The 20,817-nt window shown below is 61.3% G+C and carries 20 protein-coding genes and 1 riboswitch; of the genes, 16 read left to right on the top strand and 4 right to left on the bottom strand.

Annotated features, from left to right (window positions below; genetic code table 11):
• The first annotated feature begins 94 nt into the window (after window positions 1-94).
• Together L0H65_RS02060 and L0H65_RS02055 are read left to right on the top strand one after the other, a co-directional pair.
• Window positions 95-550 carry a GAF domain-containing protein gene (locus L0H65_RS02060; protein ID WP_301457102.1) on the top strand — a complete coding sequence of 152 codons (456 nt, stop codon included), beginning with the start codon at window positions 95-97 and terminating at the stop codon, window positions 548-550.
• A gap of 10 nt (window positions 551-560) precedes the next feature.
• Entirely contained in the window at window positions 561-920 is a 360-nt protein-coding gene (locus tag L0H65_RS02055; protein ID WP_301457101.1) for a VOC family protein, read from the top strand.
• Between the two features lie 30 nt (window positions 921-950).
• On the opposite strand, the gene L0H65_RS02050 is transcribed toward L0H65_RS02055, so the two are convergent.
• On the bottom strand, window positions 951-1,379 hold the full coding sequence (locus tag L0H65_RS02050) for a glyoxalase (protein ID WP_301457100.1): 429 nt from the start codon (window positions 1,377-1,379) through the stop codon (window positions 951-953).
• 103 nt (window positions 1,380-1,482) lie between these two features.
• Between L0H65_RS02050 and L0H65_RS02045 the strand changes: the two genes are divergently transcribed.
• Window positions 1,483-2,133, top strand: a complete 651-nt coding sequence (locus L0H65_RS02045) for a pseudouridine synthase (RefSeq protein ID WP_301457099.1) — start codon at window positions 1,483-1,485, stop codon at window positions 2,131-2,133.
• A 15-nt stretch (window positions 2,134-2,148) separates the two neighbouring features.
• On the opposite strand, the gene L0H65_RS02040 is transcribed toward L0H65_RS02045, so the two are convergent.
• Window positions 2,149-3,084 carry an acetolactate synthase large subunit gene (locus tag L0H65_RS02040; protein ID WP_301457098.1) on the bottom strand — a complete coding sequence of 312 codons (936 nt, stop codon included), beginning with the start codon at window positions 3,082-3,084 and terminating at the stop codon, window positions 2,149-2,151.
• Between the two features lie 272 nt (window positions 3,085-3,356).
• Here L0H65_RS02040 and L0H65_RS02035 point away from each other — a divergent pair, with 272 nt between their 5' ends.
• The 8 genes from L0H65_RS02035 to hslV all read left to right on the top strand — a co-directional run bounded on the left by L0H65_RS02035 (window position 3,357) and on the right by hslV (window position 14,298).
• Complete coding sequence (locus L0H65_RS02035; protein ID WP_301457097.1) at window positions 3,357-4,748, top strand: PAS-domain containing protein; 1,392 nt, start codon at window positions 3,357-3,359, stop codon at window positions 4,746-4,748.
• A 53-nt stretch (window positions 4,749-4,801) separates the two neighbouring features.
• Window positions 4,802-5,281: a tRNA (adenosine(37)-N6)-threonylcarbamoyltransferase complex ATPase subunit type 1 TsaE gene (gene tsaE / locus L0H65_RS02030; protein WP_301457096.1), complete on the top strand. Its 480-nt coding sequence runs from the start codon at window positions 4,802-4,804 to the stop codon at window positions 5,279-5,281.
• A complete protein-coding gene (locus L0H65_RS02025; RefSeq protein ID WP_301457095.1) occupies window positions 5,274-6,281 on the top strand; it encodes an aminoglycoside phosphotransferase family protein in 1,008 nt (335 codons plus the stop codon). Before tsaE ends, L0H65_RS02025 begins: the two co-directional genes overlap by 8 nt.
• Complete coding sequence (locus tag L0H65_RS02020; protein ID WP_301457094.1) at window positions 6,257-6,964, top strand: nucleotidyltransferase family protein; 708 nt, start codon at window positions 6,257-6,259, stop codon at window positions 6,962-6,964. Before L0H65_RS02025 ends, L0H65_RS02020 begins: the two co-directional genes overlap by 25 nt.
• Window positions 6,954-9,914 (top strand): double-strand break repair protein AddB, encoded by a 2,961-nt coding sequence (addB, locus tag L0H65_RS02015; protein WP_301457093.1) that lies wholly within the window; start codon window positions 6,954-6,956, stop codon window positions 9,912-9,914. Before L0H65_RS02020 ends, addB begins: the two co-directional genes overlap by 11 nt.
• Window positions 9,911-13,273 (top strand): double-strand break repair helicase AddA, encoded by a 3,363-nt coding sequence (addA, locus tag L0H65_RS02010; protein ID WP_301457092.1) that lies wholly within the window; start codon window positions 9,911-9,913, stop codon window positions 13,271-13,273. The genes addB and addA overlap by 4 nt, the downstream gene beginning before the upstream one ends.
• Before the next feature lie 58 nt (window positions 13,274-13,331).
• Window positions 13,332-13,652, top strand: a complete 321-nt coding sequence (gene trxA, locus L0H65_RS02005; RefSeq protein ID WP_301457091.1) for a thioredoxin — start codon at window positions 13,332-13,334, stop codon at window positions 13,650-13,652.
• A gap of 85 nt (window positions 13,653-13,737) precedes the next feature.
• The gene (gene hslV, locus L0H65_RS02000; protein WP_301457090.1) at window positions 13,738-14,298 is read left to right on the top strand and encodes an ATP-dependent protease subunit HslV; all 561 of its coding nucleotides are present in this window, start codon (window positions 13,738-13,740) and stop codon (window positions 14,296-14,298) included.
• 9 nt (window positions 14,299-14,307) lie between these two features.
• Here the strand turns inward: hslV and L0H65_RS01995 are convergent, their stop codons facing one another.
• Window positions 14,308-14,661 carry a WYL domain-containing protein gene (locus L0H65_RS01995; RefSeq protein ID WP_301457089.1) on the bottom strand — a complete coding sequence of 118 codons (354 nt, stop codon included), beginning with the start codon at window positions 14,659-14,661 and terminating at the stop codon, window positions 14,308-14,310.
• Window positions 14,634-14,918 (bottom strand): hypothetical protein, encoded by a 285-nt coding sequence (locus L0H65_RS01990; protein ID WP_301457088.1) that lies wholly within the window; start codon window positions 14,916-14,918, stop codon window positions 14,634-14,636. Before L0H65_RS01990 ends, L0H65_RS01995 begins: the two co-directional genes overlap by 28 nt.
• A gap of 125 nt (window positions 14,919-15,043) precedes the next feature.
• Between L0H65_RS01990 and hslU the strand changes: the two genes are divergently transcribed.
• The 5 genes from hslU to L0H65_RS01965 form a co-directional block, all read left to right on the top strand.
• Window positions 15,044-16,351 carry an ATP-dependent protease ATPase subunit HslU gene (hslU, locus tag L0H65_RS01985; RefSeq protein WP_301457087.1) on the top strand — a complete coding sequence of 436 codons (1,308 nt, stop codon included), beginning with the start codon at window positions 15,044-15,046 and terminating at the stop codon, window positions 16,349-16,351.
• A 94-nt stretch (window positions 16,352-16,445) separates the two neighbouring features.
• Window positions 16,446-16,660, top strand: a riboswitch (cobalamin riboswitch).
• A 133-nt stretch (window positions 16,661-16,793) separates the two neighbouring features.
• Entirely contained in the window at window positions 16,794-18,614 is a 1,821-nt protein-coding gene (locus L0H65_RS01980) for a TonB-dependent siderophore receptor (protein WP_301457086.1), read from the top strand.
• Between the two features lie 115 nt (window positions 18,615-18,729).
• A complete protein-coding gene (locus L0H65_RS01975; protein WP_301457085.1) occupies window positions 18,730-19,473 on the top strand; it encodes an ABC transporter substrate-binding protein in 744 nt (247 codons plus the stop codon).
• Window positions 19,473-20,453 (top strand): iron ABC transporter permease, encoded by a 981-nt coding sequence (locus L0H65_RS01970; RefSeq protein WP_301457084.1) that lies wholly within the window; start codon window positions 19,473-19,475, stop codon window positions 20,451-20,453. Before L0H65_RS01975 ends, L0H65_RS01970 begins: the two co-directional genes overlap by 1 nt.
• Window positions 20,450-20,817: ATP-binding cassette domain-containing protein (locus L0H65_RS01965; protein WP_301457083.1), on the top strand; the 368-nt coding region annotated here is incomplete at its 3' end. The genes L0H65_RS01970 and L0H65_RS01965, both read left to right, overlap by 4 nt.

The following is a 20,817-nucleotide window of genomic DNA, read 5'->3' as shown; positions in this document are numbered from 1 at the left end:
TCCCTCCCCCCCCCACTGCTTCTTTGTTTTGGTCTCCGCGGGGGGGGGGGGGGGGGGCCCCCCCCCCCCCCTGCTCGTTTCCAAAGGACAGACTATGCCGGACTACGCTCAGTTGACTCAAACTCTCGACGCGCTGTGTCACGGTGAAACCGACAGCGTGGCATTGATGGCGACCATCACCTGCGAGTTGCACCGCGCGCATGAACTGGCGGACTGGACCGGCTTTTACCGTGTTACCGCGCCTCAGACTCTGAAAATCGGCCCCTACCAGGGCGGCCACGGTTGCCTTGTCATCCCATTCTCGCGCGGTGTCTGCGGTGCGGCAGCACGAACCGGGCAGCCGCAATTGGTGCCGGATGTCAACGCATTCCCCGGCCATATTGCTTGCGTTTCCTCCACCCGCTCGGAACTGGTGCTTCCGGTGTGGAACGGCGAAGGCATACTGCTCGGCGTGCTCGACCTTGACAGCAACAGCCCGGATGCGTTCAACGAAACCGATGTCCGCGAATTGACCGCGTTGCTGGCCCGTTTGTTCCAGCACGCCTGCTGAAAGACCCGCCATGCTCCTCACCCTGCACCACATCCAGCTCGCCATGCCCAAAGGCGGCGAAGACGCTGCCCACAGTTTCTATCACGGTGTTCTGGCGATGACCGTCGTGCCGAAACCCGCCACTTTGGCCGGGCGCGGCGGGATCTGGTTTGAAAGCGGCGCGATCCGGTTGCATCTGGGGGTGGAGACGGATTTCGTGCCAGCCAGAAAAGCGCATCCGGCCTTCACCGTCGCCTCGCTCGACGCCACCAAGGCGCAGCTTACATCGGCGGGCATCGCTTGGCACACGGATATCGACCTTCCGGAATTCAGCAGGATTTACACCGCAGACCCGTTCGGTAACCGCATCGAATTGCTGCAACTAACGTAGATCGGGGTTCACCCCGACTCTACCGATTGCTCACCCCCCAATCCTTCGACTTGGCACAAACGCATAGCCATGCGGCGACAGGATCACCGCCTCCCGCAATCCATGCGCCTGTTTGTCAGTCGGCGGTTGCAGAATGACCCCGCCTGCTCCTTCCGCGTTGGCGCAAGCTGCATCCGGGTCACTTTCATGCAGCCGGATTTCAATACCCAGACCCCTTGGTCCGGAGTCCGGCAGCATCCCATGCAGAGGGTGGTTGGAAAAAGTCACATCCGCATGGATCTGGATCGGCTTGTCGTCATAGATCACAATCGCAAAATCCTTCGATTGGCGATGCGCAGTCATGCCGAACACGGCGGCAAGGAAGCTCACCTCCAACGCGACATCCCGCACCAGAAGGTTGATCGAAAGTCCGGTCAATGCATGGCCGAAAGCTGCGGCCGGGGTGGTTTCATAGTCCATCATCTGTCTCCGTCCTGCACCCAATCTGCGCAACCACATCGCCGCTGTCAAACGCACAAGCGCACCGATTGTCCCGCGCCGACGACTGGCGTAGAAGGGGCGGATGAATGGCTTTGTCTATACCCCACCACAAACCGGGCTTTCGATCCTTTTCGCCGATGACCAGATCGTCCTTGCCGACAAGCCGTCCGGTCTGCTTTCCGTTCCTGGCCGGGGCGAGGACCGTACCGATTGCCTGATCAATCGCCTTCGGGCGGAATACCCCGATATCCTGCTGGTGCATCGGCTTGACCTCGACACTTCCGGCGTGATGATCTTTGCCCGAACCAAATCGGCGCAGGGCTTTCTGGGCCAGCAGTTCGAAAAGCGCTTGACCAAGAAGATCTACCTCGCCCGGCTTTGGGGGGAGTTGGCCGAGGATACGGGCCGCGTTGATTTGCCGCTGATCGTTGATTGGCCGAACCGGCCCCGGCAGCATGTCGATCTGGAAACGGGCAAGCCCTCGATCACCGATTGGCGGGTGTTGAAACGCAGCGCCAGTGAAACACGGGTAAAGCTGACCCCGCTGACCGGGCGCAGCCATCAGTTGCGGGTGCATATGATGGAACTCGGCCACCCGATCCTTGGTGATCCGCTTTATGCCAACGGCGAAGCGGCGGCGCATCCGCGTTTGATGCTCCACGCCGACAGCTTGAAGATCCGCCACCCCGAAACCGAGGTTACGATGACCTTCGCGGCGCCCTGCCCGTTCTGACGGCGCTTTGACCGATCAGATCATCGCTTCAATCAGAAACGGGCCTTTGCGGGCAAGCGCCGATTTCAGCACATCGACGAACGCCGCCACCGTCTCCACCCGAGCGCCTTCGACGCCCATTCCCTTGGCAAGATGCACCCATCCCAGTTCAGGATTGTCGCGGTCGAGCATCGGGCTGGCATTCCGCCCCGGCGTGCCTGCGCCGACATTCGCCAATTCGCCATGCAGGATCTGATAACGACGATTGGCAAAGATGATCGTCAACACATCCAACTGCTCCCGCGCCTGGGTCCAGAGTGCCTGCAACCTGTACATGCCGCTGCCATCCGCTTGCAGCGCAATCACCTTGCGGTCCGGGCAAGCCACCGCCGCACCGGTGGCTGCGGGCAGCCCATGGCCGATAGCCCCGCCCGTCAGTTGCAGGAGGTCATGCGGTGAGGCGCCATCGGTGTGCTGAAAGAACTGTCGGCGCGAGGTGATGGATTCGTCACAAATAATGCTGTTGTCCGGCATGTGGCGGGCCAGCGCGATGCTGATCGCATCTGGGGTCAGCGTACCTCGTAGCACATCGGGGGCCTGACGTTGCATCACTCGCGGTGCCGCCGCGGACGCCGCACCCAGCGCATCGGCCAAAGCCGCTATCGCGCCGGGAATATCGCCGCTTGCGTCCACAAGCGTCAGCACCTCGCAGTCCTCAGGCAACATGGAGCCGGGCTTGCCGGGATAGGCAAAGAACACTACCGGTGCTTTCGCACCAATCAGAATGACTTGTTCTGTGCCCGCAAAAGTCGCTACGGCTTGGTCGATGACATAAGGCACCTGGTCGATGTTGACGCGACGCGCCCCGCGTTGCAGCCGCGCGTTGGCCTGCTGCGCCATCAGGCGCGCGCCGGTTTTCTGCGCGATCCGGTCCAGAAGCTCCACATTTTCGGTGCGAGCAACAAAAAACATCTGCATCCAGGTCAGAATTAACCTGGTGTTAATAATATATCGAAAAACTCAACCCAAAGAGGTTTTGGCTGGCGAGGGTGTCTGTGCAATTTGATCCGATATCGGCGTTTGGACTTGTCGCCACCGGTATCTTGTCGGCGCTTGCCGGGCTGATGTTTCTCGCAGCCATCCAACGAAGGGCGACGACAGTAGATAGGGATTCGCTTTTCTCCGAAGAAGGCAGGGGGGCGGAATATCTTTTTGATGGCCAGACCTTGCTGGATGCGACACCCATGGGACGTGCACTGCTGCCAGATGCCTGCAAGCGGGGTGCGATGGTTTGGCCCGGCCTGATATCCTATCTCGAACCACGTTTTCCCGGTGCCACAAATCGTTTGGACACGCTGTCCACCGATGGCATCCTGATGCTGGTCAGCGAGGATGAGGGGAATAGCGGCCCGCTGCTTTTGCGGGCGGAATTGCGCGGCGGAATAACCCGCATCTCGGTGCAAGAAACGGATACCACGGCAGCGGGGTCGCTCGACCCACTGACCCGACGCGCCATAAAGGAAGAGTTGGAACAGTTGCGCCTGATTGCCGCGAAAGCGCCATTGCCGATCTGGCGGGAGACCCTGAATGGCGACGTTGTCTGGGCGAATGCAACCTATCTCAACCTCGTGACGGAGCGGTTGGATGACGATGATGATCTGACATGGCCGCTGCCGCAGTTGTTCCCGGCACGGTCGGACACAACACCACGCCAGAAGCTGGCAGCCATCGGCGACGAAAAGGATCGCTGGTTTGATTTGGTTATATCTGACAACACCGCGCATCGGCAGGTCTATGCGCTTCCGGCGGACAGGACAGTGAAGGCCGAAGTCGGTTTGCACGCCTTCATGCAGACGCTGACCAAGACTTTCGCGCATCTTTCGACCGGGCTTGCGATCTTTGACCATGATCGCAAGCTGGTACTTTTCAACCCGGCGCTAATGGATTTGACCGGTCTTTCTCCGGATTTGCTGACGCGACGCCCATCATTGGCGACATTCTTCGACGCGCTGCGCGAGAATTCCATGATCCCGGAGCCGCGCGACTACAAGGGCTGGCTCAACCAGATCACCGATATTGAAAAGGCTGCCGCCTCGGGCCTCTATCAGGAAACATGGAGCCTGCCGAGCGGTCAGACCTACCGCGTGATCGGGCGGCCGCATCCTAATGGAGCGCTTGCCCTGTCTTTTGAGGATATTTCCAGCGAAATGCTGCAAACGCGGCGCTATCGCGCCGATCTGGAACTCGGGCAGGCGGTCATTGACGGGGTGGATGCCGCGATCGCGGTGTTTTCAGCCGCAGGCGTTCTGGTGATGTCGAACACCGCCTATTCCGCACTTTGGGGCCATGATCCGGCAGCAGCGCTTGGCTCGGCAGGTGCGATTGCAACGGTTTGCACCCATTGGCGCGAACGGACGGCACCTTCAACCATCTGGGATCGGGCGGAGGATTTCATCGCGCAACTCGGCCCGCGCGAGGCATGGCAACATGACGCGCGGCTGGCGGACGGACGAGCGCTGTCCTGCCAGTTCTCACCGCTCGCGGGCGGTGCGACTATGGCAACATTTCGTCAACGCCCACCAAGGGAAGACGACGACGAAAGGCTGACCTTTACCAGTACACGCAAAACTGCCTGACATTTGCGGGCTTGGGCCTTGCGCCCTGCCAAGTGTCGCGTAAAACTGCGCGCATGTCCGGCCCGCCCATCCTTTCGCTTTTTCTGCCTGATGCGGCGGCGACAAACCGGTTGGGGGGTCTGTTGGCTGCGGTGCTGGCACCGGGGGATACGGTCCTGATGAGCGGAGACATCGGAACAGGCAAAACCCATCTTGCACGCGCCTTGATACAGCATAGACTCGGCCGAGCGGAGGAGGTGCCATCGCCGAGTTTCACGCTTGTTCAAACCTACAATGCCGATGGCGTTGAAATCTGGCATGCCGACCTTTACCGGTTGTCACATCCGGATGAGGTGTTGGAGCTCGGACTCGATTCGGCGTTTGACACTGCCATCTGCCTTGTCGAATGGCCTGACCGGTTAAGTGATATTGCCCCAGCCGATGCTTTGCACATCTGCCTTCGGGTTGAGGCGGACGGGCGGCGCGTCGAAATCTGCGGCGGTCGGGATGGTCTGTTGCAGACGCTGACCCAGGCGTGGACCAATGATGTCTGACCGCAAAGCCGCATCACTCGCCTTCCTTGCCAACGCAGGTTGGGCCGACGCTTCTCGCAGTTTTCTGGCCGGGGATGCGTCTGATCGCAGCTATGACCGGCTGCGGCGCGGCACCAAAACCGCTGTCTTGATGGATGCGCCCCCCGGCAAGGGCGACGATCCTGCCGATTTCATCGCCATCGGCGCGCATTTGAATCGCTTGGGCCTGTCCGCCCCGAGGGTGCTGGCGCAGGATCTGGCACAGGGCTTTCTATTGATCGAAGATCTCGGCGACGATGTTTTCGCTGGCCTGATCGCGAAAGAACCGCAGCGTGAGGTGGAGCTGTATGCGGCGGCGACCGATGTCTTGACGCATCTGCAATCCCACCCGGCACCAAAGGACTTGCCCGATCTCAGCGCCATGGATTGGGCGAAGGCTGCGGCTTTCGCATTGGATTGGTATCGCTTCGCGGTTACCGGAAACCGCGTTGATACCCAGCCATTTGTCGCAACACTGACCCGGCTGATCCAGCATCACGCAGATGGGCCGCGCGTGCTGATCCTACGCGATTATCACGCCGAGAACCTGCTGTGGCTGCCAGAGCGCAGCGGCACCGCACGGGTCGGCTTGCTGGATTTCCAGCTTGGGCAGATGGGTCAGCCCGGCTATGATCTGGTCTCCCTGTTGCAAGACGCCCGGCGTGACGTGTCTGTCGGCATCGAAGTGGAGATGATCCAACGGTTCAGGCCGGATATGTCGGGCGATTTCCTCACCTCGTACGCGGTACTTGGCGCGCAGCGCGGTTTCCGCATTCTGGGCATCTTTGCCCGGCTCTGTCTGGTCGCAGGGAAACCACATTATGTCACACTGATCCCGCGGGTATGGCAGTATCTGCAACGCAATCTCCGCCATCCGGCGCTTGCCCCTTTGGCCACGATTTGCAACATTCAACTGCCCGAACCGACCCCGGAAGCCCTTGAAAGGATACGCGCGCAATGCGGAAAACACCCGATGCCGTGATGCTTTTCGCCGCCGGTTTCGGTACGAGAATGGGGGCGCTGACCAAGGATCGGCCCAAACCACTGATCCCCGTTGCCGGGACTACGCTTCTGGATCATGCGCTGTCGCAGGTTGCCAAAGCCGGCATCACGAAAATCGTGGTGAATGCGCATTACAAGGCGGAACAGATCGCCGACCATTTGACGAACCGCCCCGATATCCACCTCTCGCAGGAGCGGACGCAGATTTTGGACACTGGCGGCGGGCTGCGCGCGGCTTTGCCAATGCTCGGCGATGGTCCGGTTTTCACGCTCAACACCGATGCGGTCTGGACCGGGCCGAACCCGCTGGCAACTTTGCGGGGGGCATGGGATGCGGCGCGGATGGACGCGCTTTTGTTGCTGGCTGCGCCCGGCCGGATCACCGGATTTCAGGGCAGCGGAGATTTCATCATGGCGCGGGATGGCCGGATTTCGCGTACAAATGGTGCAGCGGGCATGGCTTTTCTTGGCGCGCAAATCATCATCCCGCGTGGGATTGAGTCGATTGCGAAACCGACCTTCTCGCTTAACATGCTTTGGGACCGGATGATCGCCGAAGGCCGCGCTTTTGGCGTCATCCATCCCGGTGGTTGGTGTGACGTTGGCCACCCGGAGGGGATCGCGGATGCCGAAGCGATGTTGCGGGCGCGAAATGTTTGCTGAACCCGCACCCCGACTGTTCGCGCTGCCGCCCGGAGCCGATTTCCCGGCGCAACTGGTTGCTGGGCTGCGGCAACGGCTTGCCGACCACCCCCCCGAGGCGATGGCGCGCGTCACGCTTTATGTCAACACCACCCGGATGCAACGGCGGATCACCGCGCTTTTTGCGGCGCAAGGCGCTGGTTTCCTGCCGCGCATCCGCTTGGTCACCGATCTGGATGCGGCGCTGCCAACTTCCGGGCTGCAGCCACCGGTTTCGCCGCTGCGGCAACGCCTTATCCTGGCGCAACTGGTGGAAAGGCTGCTGGAGCGGGAACCGGATCTTGCCCCGCGCTCGGCGCTCTACGATCTGGCGGACAGTCTTGCGACATTGATGGATGAAATGCAGGGCGAAGGCGTTTCACCCGATGCCATTGCAGCTCTCGATGTGGCAAATCATTCGGCGCACTGGGCGCGGACCCGCGCGTTCATGGCCATCGTGTCGCAGTTGTTGAATGATGTTGGGCAAGCTGGTAACCAGACCCGCCAGCGGCTTTTAGTGCAGATGATTGCAGAACGCTGGGCGGTTGCACCGCCACAAAACCCGGTGATCGTTGCCGGTTCTACCGGCTCGCGCGGAACCACCGCGTTGTTCATGCAAGCGGTCGCGCGCTTGCCGCAAGGTGCGATTGTTCTGCCCGGCTATGATTTTGACCAGCCAGAGCCGGTTTGGCACGGGTTGGGCGATGCAATGACCGCCGAGGATCACCCGCAGTTTCGGTTTTTCAGACTGATGAAGATGCTGGATGCGGCACCAACGGATATCAAGCGCTGGGTGGCGGATGATGCGCCCTGTCCCGCCCGCAATCGGTTGGTGTCGCTGTCGTTGCGGCCCGCGCCAGTGACCGACCAGTGGTTGACCGAGGGCAAGACGCTGACCGATCTTGCCACCGCCTGCCGGGATCTGACCCTGATCGAGGCAGCAAACCCGCGGGCGGAGGCGGCAGCGATTGCGCTGATCCTGCGACAGGCCGCCGAAGATGGCACCACGGCGGCGCTGATCTCTCCCGATCGCGGGTTGACGCGGCAAGTGACTTCGGCCCTCGATCACTGGGGCATTTTGCCCGATGACAGCGCCGGTCGCCCTTTGGCCCTCTCAGCACCGGGGCGCTTTCTGCGCCATGTGCTGCGCCTGTTTGATGCGCGGATGACGGCGGAATCGCTGCTGATCCTGCTAAAACACCCGCTGACGGCGAGTGGCAAGGTCGGACTTGCTGACGGTTCTGCCAATCGCGGCGAACATCTGCTTTTCACGCGCAATCTCGAACTTGATTTGCGCCGCAAAGGCCCGGCGTTTCCGACCGGTGCCGATTTGGTGAGATGGGCCGAAACCCAGAAGAATACGGGTGTTTTGCCTTGGGCGAAGTGGCTGGCGGAAACGCTTGAAGGTGTGTTGCAACCTAGCGTGAAACTGCCGCTTGCCGCGCATGTCACCCGCCACCGCAAAGTGGCAGAGATGCTGGCGCGCGGCCCGTCGGACAGCGCCATCACCAGCGAGCTGTGGGAAAAAGAGGCCGGGATCGCGGCGCTTGCCGTGATGGAGGAACTGGCGTCCGAGGCAGAGCATGGCGGGATGATGAGTGCCGCCGATTACCTGCATCTGGTCGAGGCGCTTTTGAACCGCGGCGAGGTGCGTGAAGCGGTGCAATCGCACCCGCGCATCATGATCTGGGGCACGTTGGAGGCGCGGGTTCAAGGCGCGGAACTGGTGATCCTTGGCGGATTGACTGACGGGATATGGCCGCAATTGCCTCCGCCCGATCCGTGGATGAACCGCCAGATGCGACTGGCGGCAGGGTTGTTGCTGCCGGAGCGCCGGATCGGTCTTTCGGCACATGATTATCAGCAGGCGATTGCCGCGCCGCGTGTGGTGATCAGCCGCGCGGCACGCAATGCCGACGCCGAAACCGTTCCCTCGCGCTGGTTGAACCGCTTGACGAACCTTCTGGGTGGGTTGCCTGCGCAGGGTGGGCCAGAGGCATTGGCCGGGATGCGCGCGCGGGGCGATGAATGGCTGGCGCTGGCCGCCGCGTCCGAGCGCCCGGACCCGATCATGGCAAGCGCCCATCGCCCGGCACCGCGCCCGCCGGTTGCCGCGCGGCCGCAACGGCTTGCTGTGACCGGGATCAAGACGCTTTTGCGCGACCCTTACGCGATTTACGCCCGCCACATCCTGCGGCTGTTCCGGCTGAACCCACTGCGCCCGTCGCCCGATGCGCTGTTGCGCGGCTCGGTACTGCATCAAGTGCTGGAAGATTTCACCCGCAACCGACCGGATAGTGAGTCGCTGCATGAGGCACATGCAAGGCTTCTGACTGTCGCGCAAACTGTGTTAGTGGCGGAGGTCCCCTGGCCCGCCGCCCGTGCGCTTTGGCTGTCGAGGATCCGGCGCGCTGCCAGCTTCTTTCTTTCGGTGGAGGAAGATTTGGGCGGAACTCCCGTCGTGATTGAGAAACAAGGCGCGGTTGATTTGACCGGGGTGCCATTCACCCTGACAGCGCGGCCCGACCGGATTGATTTGTTGCCCGACGGCCGGGTCCATATCTTTGATTACAAGACCGGCAGCCCGCCATCAGCCGCTCAGCAGGAGTTGTTCGACAAGCAGTTGGTGCTGGAAGCAGCGATGGCGGAACGTGGCGCCTTCACACCAATAGGGCCGGGAGAGGTCGCTGGTTTCACCTATGTCGGCCTTGGCACCTCGCCAAAGACCATGACGACCGCGCCAGATACCGCCATGTTAGATACCGTTTGGGCAGAACTTCATCACCTTGTCCGGGAATATTTGTCGCCGGATCGCGGCTATGCGTCGCGACGCGCCATGCATGGCGAACGCTTCCCCGGCGACTACGATCACCTTGCCCGTTTTGGCGAATGGGAGATGACAGACGCCCCCAAGCCGGAGGATGTGACATGATCCGCAACGCCGCTTCCGAACGGCAGGTGCAATCGGCAAACCCATCCGCCTCCACCTGGCTTTCCGCCAATGCCGGGTCGGGTAAAACGCGGGTGCTGACGGATCGGGTCGCGCGCATGTTGCTTTCGGGCGTCGATCCGGGGCGGATCCTGTGCCTGACCTATACCAAGGCGGCGGCATCCGAGATGCAGAACCGCCTTTTCGCGCGCCTTGGCGATTGGGCGATGAAAGAGGATGCGGCGCTGAAACAGGCACTGGCGGAGCTGGGAGTGCAAGGCGCGGTAGATGCGGCGCGGCTGGCGCGGGCGCGGCAACTGTTCGCCCGCGCGATTGAGACGCCGGGCGGTTTGCGAATCCAGACCATCCATTCCTTCTGCGCCTCGCTTCTGCGCCGCTTCCCGCTGGAGGCCAAGGTGTCGCCACAGTTCACCGAAATGGATGACCGTGCTGGCGCGCTATTGCGCGACGAAATCCTTGATGAAATGGCCGACAGCATTGCCCCGGATGTGATCGCCGCCCTCGCTGCTGCCTATACCGGTGAGGATTTCGGCGGTCTGGCGCATGAGGTGGCGGGACGTCGCGCTGCGTTCAATCCCCCCTTGTCGGAACAGCAATGCCGCGAACTGTTCGATGTGCCGGAAGGGCAGACCGAAGCCGAAATTCTTGCGCAGGTGTTTCTGGGGGGTGAGGCGGGTTGGCTGGCAGAGGCAGTGGACATCATCGCGGAAGGATCGGCGAATGACGTGAAAGCGGCGGATAGGCTGATCCGGCTCAATCTCGCCACGCCTGACATGGCCGCTTTGACCGGATTGGAGGGGGTGTTACTGACGGGAGCAAGTGCCAAACTGCCGTTTTCCGCCAAGTTGGGCACGTTTCCGACCAAAGCGACCCAAGCACGGCTGGGGCCGATGCAAGACCCGTTGGAAGACCTGATGCAGCGCGTCGAGTCGGCGCGGTCGGCGCGTGTGGCGCTTATCGCGTCACAACGCAGCACAATCCTGCACCGTTTTGCCGCCGTTTTCCTTCCCGAATATGCCACACGGAAACAGCGGCGCGGCTGGCTCGATTTTGACGATCTGATCACACATGCAAAGGCGTTGCTGACTGATCCTTCGGTCGCGCAATGGGTGCTGTTCCGGTTGGATGGTGGCATTGATCATATTCTGGTCGATGAGGCGCAGGACACGAGCCCCGACCAATGGGCGGTGATCGAACTTTTGGCGAATGAGTTTACCTCGGGCCTTAGCGCGCGCGAGGAACCCCGCACGATTTTCGTCGTCGGCGACAAGAAACAATCGATCTACTCCTTTCAGGGTGCTGATGTCGACGCTTTCGATGGCAAGCGGGCGGAGTTCAAAGCCCGGTTGGACCAGATCGGGGCCGGTTTGCAGGAATTGCAGTTGGAACATTCGTTCCGCTCCTCCCACGCCATTCTGCGTCTGGTCGATCTGACATTTGACGAGCGACGGCAGAAGGGGTTGGGAGGTGAGGTCAAGCATATCGCGTTCTTCCCTGACATGCCGGGGCGCGTGGACCTTTGGCCGGTGATCGAGAAATCATCGGACCCGAAGCCGGAGAACTGGTATGATCCGGTCGACCTGATGAGCGAGGAACATCACGCCGCCCGCCTTGGCCGTCAGGTGGCCGACACGATCAAGGGTATGATCGACCGTGGCGCGCAGATCCCCACTGATGGCGGCAGATCAGCACGCGCGGTTCATGCCGGGGATTTCCTGATCCTCGTGCGCCGACGTTCCGATATTTTCAGCGCGATCATACAGGCGTGCAAAACGGCCGACTTGCCGATTGCCGGGGCAGACCGACTGAAGCTGGGTGCGGAACTCGCGGTGCGCGATTTGGCGGCCCTGCTGGCCTTTCTTGCGACGCCAGAGGATGATCTGTCACTCGCCGCTTGCCTGCGCAGCCCGCTTTTTGCCTGGACCGAGCAGCAGCTTTACAGCCTCGCGCAGCCCCGCAATCCCGGTGCATACCTCTGGGAAACCCTGCGAAACAGTGCCGAACATGGCGCAACCATCGCCGTGCTGCGCGATATGCGCAAACAGGCGGATTTCTTGCGCCCCTATGACCTGATTGAACGGATTCTGACCCGCCACGGTGGTCGCCGCAAACTACTGGCGCGCTTGGGTGCTGAGGCGGAGGACGGTATCGACGAACTCCTGTCGCAAGCCTTGGCCTATGAAAGCAACGATGTCCCAAGTCTGACCGGCTTTCTGGGCTGGTTGGAGACGGATGAGGTTGAGGTAAAACGTCAGATGGACAGCGCGGGCGGGCGTATCCGGGTGATGACAGTGCATGGCGCGAAGGGTCTTGAAGCGCCGATTGTCATCCTGCCTGATACCGCCCGGCACAACGCGCGCGAACACGATGAGGTGTTTCTGCTGCCCGCTGGGCCGGTCTGGAAACTGCCCAGCGCCGAAAGCCCGGAACCCATCGCGGAGGCCCGCGCTTTACGCAAAGCAAAGGCGGAGGCAGAGGCGATGCGACTGCTTTATGTCGCCATGACACGCGCGCAAAGCTGGCTGATCGTCGCTGCGGCAGGGGACATCGGCAAAGACAAAAGCGATGACGAAGAAGCGTCGAATGTGGCCTGGTATCGGATGATCCAGGACGCAATGGTCGCCGCTGGTGCGACGGCAACGCCCGGTGGCGGCTTGCAACTCGTCGAAGGGACATGGCCGCCAGACATCGGACCTGCCCCTGCGCAAACGGTTGCGTCACTTCCGCTGCCAAGCTGGGTCAGCACTGCAGCGGCAGAGGCAATTCGTCCACCGCAACCGCTTAACCCGTCCGACCTTGGCGGTGCCAAAGCCCTGCCGGGGGATTTCACGCCCGACGATGAAAACCGCGCAGCGATGGATCGTGGCACGCGACTGCATCTGTTGCTGGAGCATTTGCCTGAGCATGACCCGGTAGATTGGGCGCGCATCGCGGCTGCGCTTTTGCCCGGTGCGGCAGATCTGAAGCACCTTCTGGAAGAAGCGAAAGGCGTCCTGCTCCACCCCGGTTTGCGCGAGATCTTCTCCGCCGGAACCGTGGCCGAATGTCCGATCACAGCGCAACTGGATGGCAGGCCGCTGATTGGCACAATCGACCGATTGCTCGTTCGAGAGAGATCCATTCTCGCCGTGGATTTCAAATCCAACCTGCTTGTACCCCGCACCGTTGCTGAGGTGCCGGAGGGATTGTTGCGGCAAATGGGTGCCTACGAGGACGCGTTGACGCAGATTTATCCCAATCATGCAGTCACGGTCGCGTTGCTATGGACGCGAACGGCACAACTGATGCCCATAGATGCCGAGATCGTGAGGTCCGCACTACAACGCACCACACTCCCTTGACGTTGCCGGGGCGCAGCCTTAACTTTGCTAATAACACATTCCACTCAGGAGATATGTAATGGCCACCGTCGCAGTTACCGATGCAACCTTCGATGCCGAAGTACGCAAATCCGATATTCCCGTTGTCGTCGATTTCTGGGCGGAATGGTGTGGTCCGTGCCGCCAGATCGGTCCGGCACTGGAAGAACTGTCCGCTGAGTATGCCGGCAAGGTGAAGATCGTGAAGATCAACATTGATGAGAACCCGAACAGCCCGGCCGAACTGGGTGTGCGCGGGATTCCGGCGCTGTTCCTGTTCAAGGATGGCGAAGTCATCTCCAACAAGACGGGCGCTGCGCCCAAAGCCTCGCTCGCAAGCTGGATCGCCACGGCGGTTTGATTTTCCCGGATTTTTGTTAAGGGCGGCTTTCGGGCCGCCTTTGTCATATCCGCGACCGACCACCCGCAACACATGGAGAACATTCATGGCCGACGACAAATTCCCCGGCTGGCATGGCACGACGATTCTGGCCGTGCGTCGTGGTGGTGAAGTGGTGGTTGCAGGGGACGGGCAAGTCAGCCTCGGCCAGACGGTGATCAAGGGCAGTGCGCGCAAAGTGCGCCGGCTGTCTCCCGGTGGGCGTGATGTGATTTGTGGATTTGCAGGGTCGACCGCCGATGCCTTCACCTTGCTGGAACGGTTGGAGAAGAAACTGGAAGCGATGCCGGGGCAACTCGCCCGCGCCTGCGTGGAGTTGGCGAAAGATTGGCGTATGGACAAATACCTTCGCAATCTGGAAGCGATGCTGATTGTCACCGATGGCACCGACCTGCTGGTGATCACTGGGGCGGGTGACGTGCTGGAGCCGGAACATGACATCGCGGCCATTGGTTCTGGCGGCAACTTTGCGCTGGCGGCGGCGCGCGGCATGATGGAAACCGATCTGGGTGCCGAAGCCATCGCCCGCAAAGCGATGTCGATTGCCGCCGATATCTGTGTCTATACCAACGGCAACCTGACGGTGGAAACGATCAAACAGGCCTGAACGTTCCGCTCAGGCGCCTTCCTTTTCCACCAACCCTTGCAGCAAAGCCATGCGCGATTGCGCAAAATCGCCCGGTTCCGGCGCGATGCCCCGCATCATGCGCACGAAGAACTGCCGATAGCCTTCGGTCTTTTGGCACCACGCCAGCAGCTTCACCCCCTGCGGCGGATGCACCAGAGCAAGCGGCAAGACGCTGCGCGAACTTTCCTGCTCTGCCAGATCGGTGTAGTCGAACCGAACCGGTCGGCAATCAGCGATTGCGGCATGGAGTTGCGCCAGATCGGCGGTCTGCGCGGCTGGCATATCCGTGCGGTAATAGGACGACGGGCGCACATCTAGCGCACGGTAGAGGCGACACAGCAACGCGCCTTCCGGATCGGTGTCGCCAGACCCTCCAACGCGGCCGCCGCCGCCGCCGAGGCTACCGGATCACCGCGATGATCCGCCAGTGCCAGGCCACGCAGGGCCGCATCGCGCAACACCGGGTCCATTGCGGTCGCAGCCGTTGCCACAGTGCAGCGCGTACCCAGACCGATGGTCGCCGCAGCCCCTGCAACCCGCCCGGCAAGCGCGCGGCGGGTCAGCTTCGGGGTTTCGGACGGATCGCGGCGCGGCAGCATGACAAGGTTCCTTCATACTCAAAAAGACAACCCTGATGCAGCAAGTTTCGGCATCGGTCCAGTCGATTGGTTGATTCCCCGCAACTGACTCTCTAAGTGATGCAGGACAATGACAGGAGCCGATGATGACCGATCTGACCCCCCGCGAGATTGTATCGGAACTTGACCGCTACATCATCGGCCAAAGCGATGCCAAGCGCGCCGTTGCAGTGGCGCTGCGCAACCGCTGGCGGCGCAAGCAACTGGCAGATGATCTGCGCGATGAGGTCTATCCCAAGAACATTCTGATGATCGGACCGACCGGGGTTGGCAAAACCGAAATCTCCCGCCGGTTGGCAAAACTGGCGCGCGCGCCCTTTCTCAAGATCGAGGCGACCAAGTTCACCGAAGTCGGCTATGTCGGACGCGATGTCGACAGCATCATCCGCGATCTGGTCGATGCCGCGATGATCGACACCCGCGCCCATATGCGCGAAGATGTGAAATCCCGCGCGATGAAAGCCGCCGAAGACCGCGTGATTGAGGCGGTGGCCGGCAAGGATGCGCGCGAACAGACCCGCGAGATGTTTCGTCGCAAGCTGAAAGCGGGGGAATTGGACGATACCGTGATCGAGTTGGAAATCGCCGACACCTCAAACCCATTCGCGATGTTCGACCCAACGGGCCAAGGCGCGGGCGGCCAGATGGGCGGCATGATGAACCTAGGCGATCTGTTCGGCAAAATGGGTCGCACGCAGAAACGCCGCATCACTGTCGCCGAAAGCCACGAACTGCTGATCTCGGAAGAAGCGGACAAACTGCTGGACGATGAGACGGTGAAACTGACGGCGCTGGAGGCGGTGCAGGAGAACGGCATCGTGTTCATTGATGAGATCGACAAGGTTTGCGCCCGCGCCGATGCGAGGGGCGCGGATGTGTCGCGCGAAGGGGTGCAGCGCGACCTGCTGCCGCTGATCGAAGGAACCACTGTTTCAACCAAACACGGCCCGGTGAAAACCGACCACATCCTGTTCATCGCGAGTGGCGCTTTCCATATTGCCAAACCGTCGGACCTGCTGCCGGAATTGCAGGGCCGGTTACCGATCCGTGTCGAACTGCGCGCGCTGACGGAGGCGGATTTCATCCGTATCCTGACCGAACCCGACAACGCGCTGACATTGCAATATAGCGCGCTGTTGGCCACCGAAGGCGTTACAGTGAAATTCACGGAGGACGGGATCAAGGCACTCGCCCGTATCGCCGCCGAGGTGAACCAATCGGTCGAAAACATCGGCGCGCGCCGTCTTTATACCGTGATCGAGCGGGTATTTGAGGAATTGTCCTTTACCGCACCCGACCGGGACGGCGAGGAGGTTATCGTCGATGCCGCATTCGTGGAGGCGCATCTGGGAGAGCTTTCCCGCTCCACCGACCTGTCGCGCTATGTTTTGTAGGGTTTACTGGCCTTGAAGTCAGCCCAACCGAAACCATCAGGCCGCATACCCGCCGGACGGCGCAATCACCCCTTCACAACCGTGGCAGTTTTCGCTAGGTTGAGTGTGCTTTGGTTCGGACGGTCCGCCGTTCGAGTAAAAGGGAACGCGGTGAGGTTTGCCACAGGCTGGCCAATTCCGCGACTGCCCCCGCAACTGTAAGCGGATAGCGAAGCCGGATTATACCACTGTGGCGCTTGGCGCTGCGGGAAGGTCCGGCCAAGCGATGACCCGCAAGTCAGGAGACCTGCCAAGGTGTTCACCCTGTTCGACCGCGAGGGGCGCGTCGGGCTGCGGAGCTTCCGCGCGTGGTGATTTCACCGTCGGCGGGGGCATTCCATTTCCCTCCTGCGACAATTGTTGGACCATGCGGCCGAAACCTGGCCGCCGCTGAGGGTTAAAAATGCTGGTTTCATCCAAGCGCATCGTTTTGCTGGCAACCGTTGCCATATCACCATTCCTGACCACCCCCGCCTATGCCCAGGCCGCCTTTGATCTGGGAGAAATCATCGTTTCCGGTAGCCTTTCACCGATCGCCACCGGCAACACCGGGGCAACTGTCGAAGTCTTGACCGGCAATGATGTCGGCGCCGATGATTCGTCGATCATCCGGCGGCTCGACCGGCTTCCCGGTGTCACGTCGACGTCCGACGGCGGGCCGGGCCAATCATCGGGCATCCAGATTCGCGGACTTCCGGCACGGTATGTTGCGGTTCGCATCAACGGCATCGACGTGGCGGACCCTTCGGGCCCGCAAAGCCAGTATAACTTCGGTGGGCTTACGGCGTCTGGCATCAGCCGGATCGAGGTTTTGAAAGGGTCGCAATCGGCGCTTTACGGGTCCGAGGCAATTGCGGGCGTGGTCGATATCCAGACATTCCGCCCGGAGACCCTGGGCTTTTCATCGGAAATGGCCACCGAGGCGGGCAGCTTTGGCACCTATTCAGGAACATTGAGCCTTGGCTACAAGACCGCGACAAGCGAGGTTGCCTTCACCTATGGGCGGACCACGACCAATGGCATCTCCGCCAAGGACGACAACACCGAAAAGGATGGGTTCAACCAGACCACAGCAACGCTGACCGCACAGCATCAAGTCAACGACAACCTCAGCTTCGGCGCGTCGTTGTTCCTGCGCAAGGGCTCGGTGGATTTCGATGGTTTCGGAACGATCAACGATTACGCCCTCAACGAAGAACGCGGCGCGCGGGTGTTTGCCGAGCTTCAGACTGGAATCGTAAAGCACACCTTCAGCTATTCGCATTTCGACATCAGCCGGAAATATCCTTTGGGTTACGTCGTCAACTATAACGGCGACCGCAAGCAACTCGCCTATCTTGGCAGCGCAGAACTCAGCCCGGTCTATACGCTCAATTTCGGGATCGACCGGACAGAGGAATCCTTCAGCGATGATACAATCGCGAGTTCGGAGAAGACCCTGACAGCGCAAGCGGAATTGCTGGTTCGTCCGAGTGATGCGGTCGATCTGTCCGCCGCAGTGCGGTATGATGACAACAACGTCTTCGGTGGTAAAACCTCGGGACGTCTGGCCGCCGCCTGGCGTCCGAGTGCGGATCTGACCTTGCGGGCAGTTCTGGGAACCGGTTACCGCAACCCCTCGCTTTATGAGCGGTTCGGGCCTTTCGGACTTGCGACTTTGAAACCGGAGAAAAGCCGCAGCTTCGAATTGGGCGCAGAGAAGACGCTGGGGGATCGCGGGTTCGTCAAGGCCACACTGTTCTTTTCGGAAATCGACGATCTGATTGATTATGATTTCACCGCTGTCGGCTGCACGTTCGGGCCGGGTTGCTACACCCAAGTCGCTGGCAAGACGAAATCAAAAGGGATCGAGCTGTCGGGCGACTATGCGATCAACGACACAGTCAAGGTTTACGGGAATTACACCTATACCGATGCCAGAACCAAAGGCGTTCGCCTCGCGCGCGCACCGCGCCATGACCTTGTGATCGGGGCGAGCAGTGCATTCACCGACAAATTCAGCGGTTATATGGATTTGCGGCATGTCGCCGGGGTGGTCCCTGCGCCGGGCAATCCCAAGGTGCGCGACTACACGCTGGTCGGTTTGGGTGTGAACTATGACATCACCGACAAGGCCACCGCCTATCTTCGGGTCGAAAACCTGTTCGACAAGGATTATCAGACGGTTGGCGGTTACAACATGCCCGGTCGTGCCGCGTTCGTTGGCATCCGTGCGAAATTCTGACGCGATATCGCTTGTTGCCGCGTTCATCCTTGGGGTGGGCGCGGCGTTTGCGTCGCCGGATTCAGGCGATCCCGGCGATTTGGCCGCGACCGACGCCCCGCGCCGGGTCGTTTCAATGAACCTTTGCACCGATCAGTTGGCGATGATGCTGGCCGCGAAGGGACAGCTTTTGTCTGTGTCGAGTCTTGCGCTGGATCCGCGTAGTTCGGCGATGGTGGAGGAGGCGAAGGCCTACACACCCAATCAGGGGTTGGCTGAGGAAATCTATCTGATGCACCCCGATCTTGTGTTGGCGGGCAGTTTCACGGCAGTGGCAACGGTCGATATGTTGACCCGCCTCGGGATTCCGGTTGTGCGGTTCGATCCGGAATACTCGCTGGCGGATGTCGCCGATCACATAATCCGGATGGGAGAGGTTCTGGGGCGGGAAGACCAGGCGGCGCAGATGGTGACAGAATTTCGCGCCGGGCTTGCGGCCTTCCAGCAGGGAGTCAGCCGAAGGCCGCGCGCTGCCCTTTACTCCGCCAATGGCTATACTTCGGGTGACCGCACTTTGGCCGGGCAGATTTTGTTGGCGGCAGGCTTTGCCAATGTCGCTACAGAAGCGGGATTTTCCGACGCAGGCTTCATGCCGCTGGAAGTGCTGGCAATGGAAATGCCGGAAGCGGTTATCACCTCGCACCCCTATCCCGGCGCGTCGCGGTCTGAGGAGATCATGGATCATCCGGTGGTGCAGGCGGTGCGTCGGTCAGGCACCAGCGGCAGTTTCAGCAACGCCGATTGGGTCTGCGGAACCCCGTTCGTGCTGCGCGCCATTGGCGCGATGGTGGATCTGCGGCGCAGAATGGGGGCGAGGTGATGCGGCTTCTCACGCCTTTGGTCCTGTTGGTTCTGGCCCTGTTCATCGCGGCGTTGCTGATCGGCCCGGCGGGGATCGGACCGGTTGAAAGCCTGCGCGCGCTGATCTTTGGCGGCGAAGGCCCGATCCCGCTGGTGATGCGGGAAATCCGGCTGCCGCGCGCGATTCTGGCGGCGCTGATCGGTGGCGGCTTGGGGCTGTCCGGCGCAGCGTTGCAAGGGTACTTACGCAACCCACTTGCCGATCCGGGGTTGATCGGGGTGTCTGGCTCTGCCGCCGTCGGAGCGATCCTGGCACTGCAAACGGGAGTCGCCGCACTGGCAACGCTCGCACTTCCCGCAGCGGCGATGACCGGCGCCGTGGTGGGTGTGCTTTTGGTGCTGGTGCTTGCGGGCGCGCGCGGATCGTCGCTGACGCTGATTCTTGCGGGGATTGCTATTTCGGCACTGGCGGGGGCGTTGACCTCACTTGTGCTGAATCTGTCGCCGAACCCGTTTGCCGCGAGTGAGATCGTATTCTGGATGATGGGATCGCTTGCCGATCGGTCAATGACGCATGTATGGATTGCGCTGCCCTTCGTGGTGGCGGGTGCGGCGATGCTGGCAACGCTGGCGCGCGGCCTTGATGCGCTGACGCTGGGGGAAGATGCAGCCGAGGCGATGGGCATCAACCTGCGCCAGTTACGCCTGACATTGGTCCTGGGGGTGGCGGCTATCGTCGGCGCATCGACGGCTGTGGCGGGTGCGATTGGCTTTGTCGGGCTGGTGGTGCCGCATATCCTGCGCGGCTTTGTCGGCGGCAGGCCCGGCGCGTTGCTGTGGGCGTCAACGCTGGGCGGGGCGGCGATGCTTTTGCTCGCGGATATCGCGGTGCGGGTGGTACTGCCCGCGCGGGATCTGAAGTTGGGCGTCCTGACGGCACTTGTGGGTGCGCCCTTGTTCCTGCACCTGATCTACCGCACGCGGAGGGCCGGGCTTTGACATTGCTTTGCGTTTCCAACCTCAGCGTGACATTGCGCGGAAGGTCGGTTCTGACCGATGTTTCGCTGACCATTCAGGCGGGCGAAGTGGTGGGGCTGATCGGTGCCAACGGTGCAGGAAAGACCACAGCGATGCGCGCCATCCTGGGGCTTTTGTCGCATCAGGGCGAAAGCTCGCTGGCCAAACTGTCGCCGCGCGCGCGAGGGCGCGCCGTGGCATGGATGCCGCAAACCCGCGAAATCGCGTGGCCGGTAACGGTGGAAACGCTGGTCGCGCTTGGTCGCACCCCGCATCTGGGTTCTGGCCAGCGCCCCAGTGACGCCGACCGTGCCGCAGTGCGGCGGGCGCTACAACGGATGGAACT

Source organism: Pseudorhodobacter sp., assembly GCF_030452865.1.
Taxonomy (GTDB): Bacteria; Pseudomonadota; Alphaproteobacteria; order Rhodobacterales; family Rhodobacteraceae; genus Pseudorhodobacter.
This window is presented reverse-complemented; position numbering and strand designations above follow the sequence as displayed.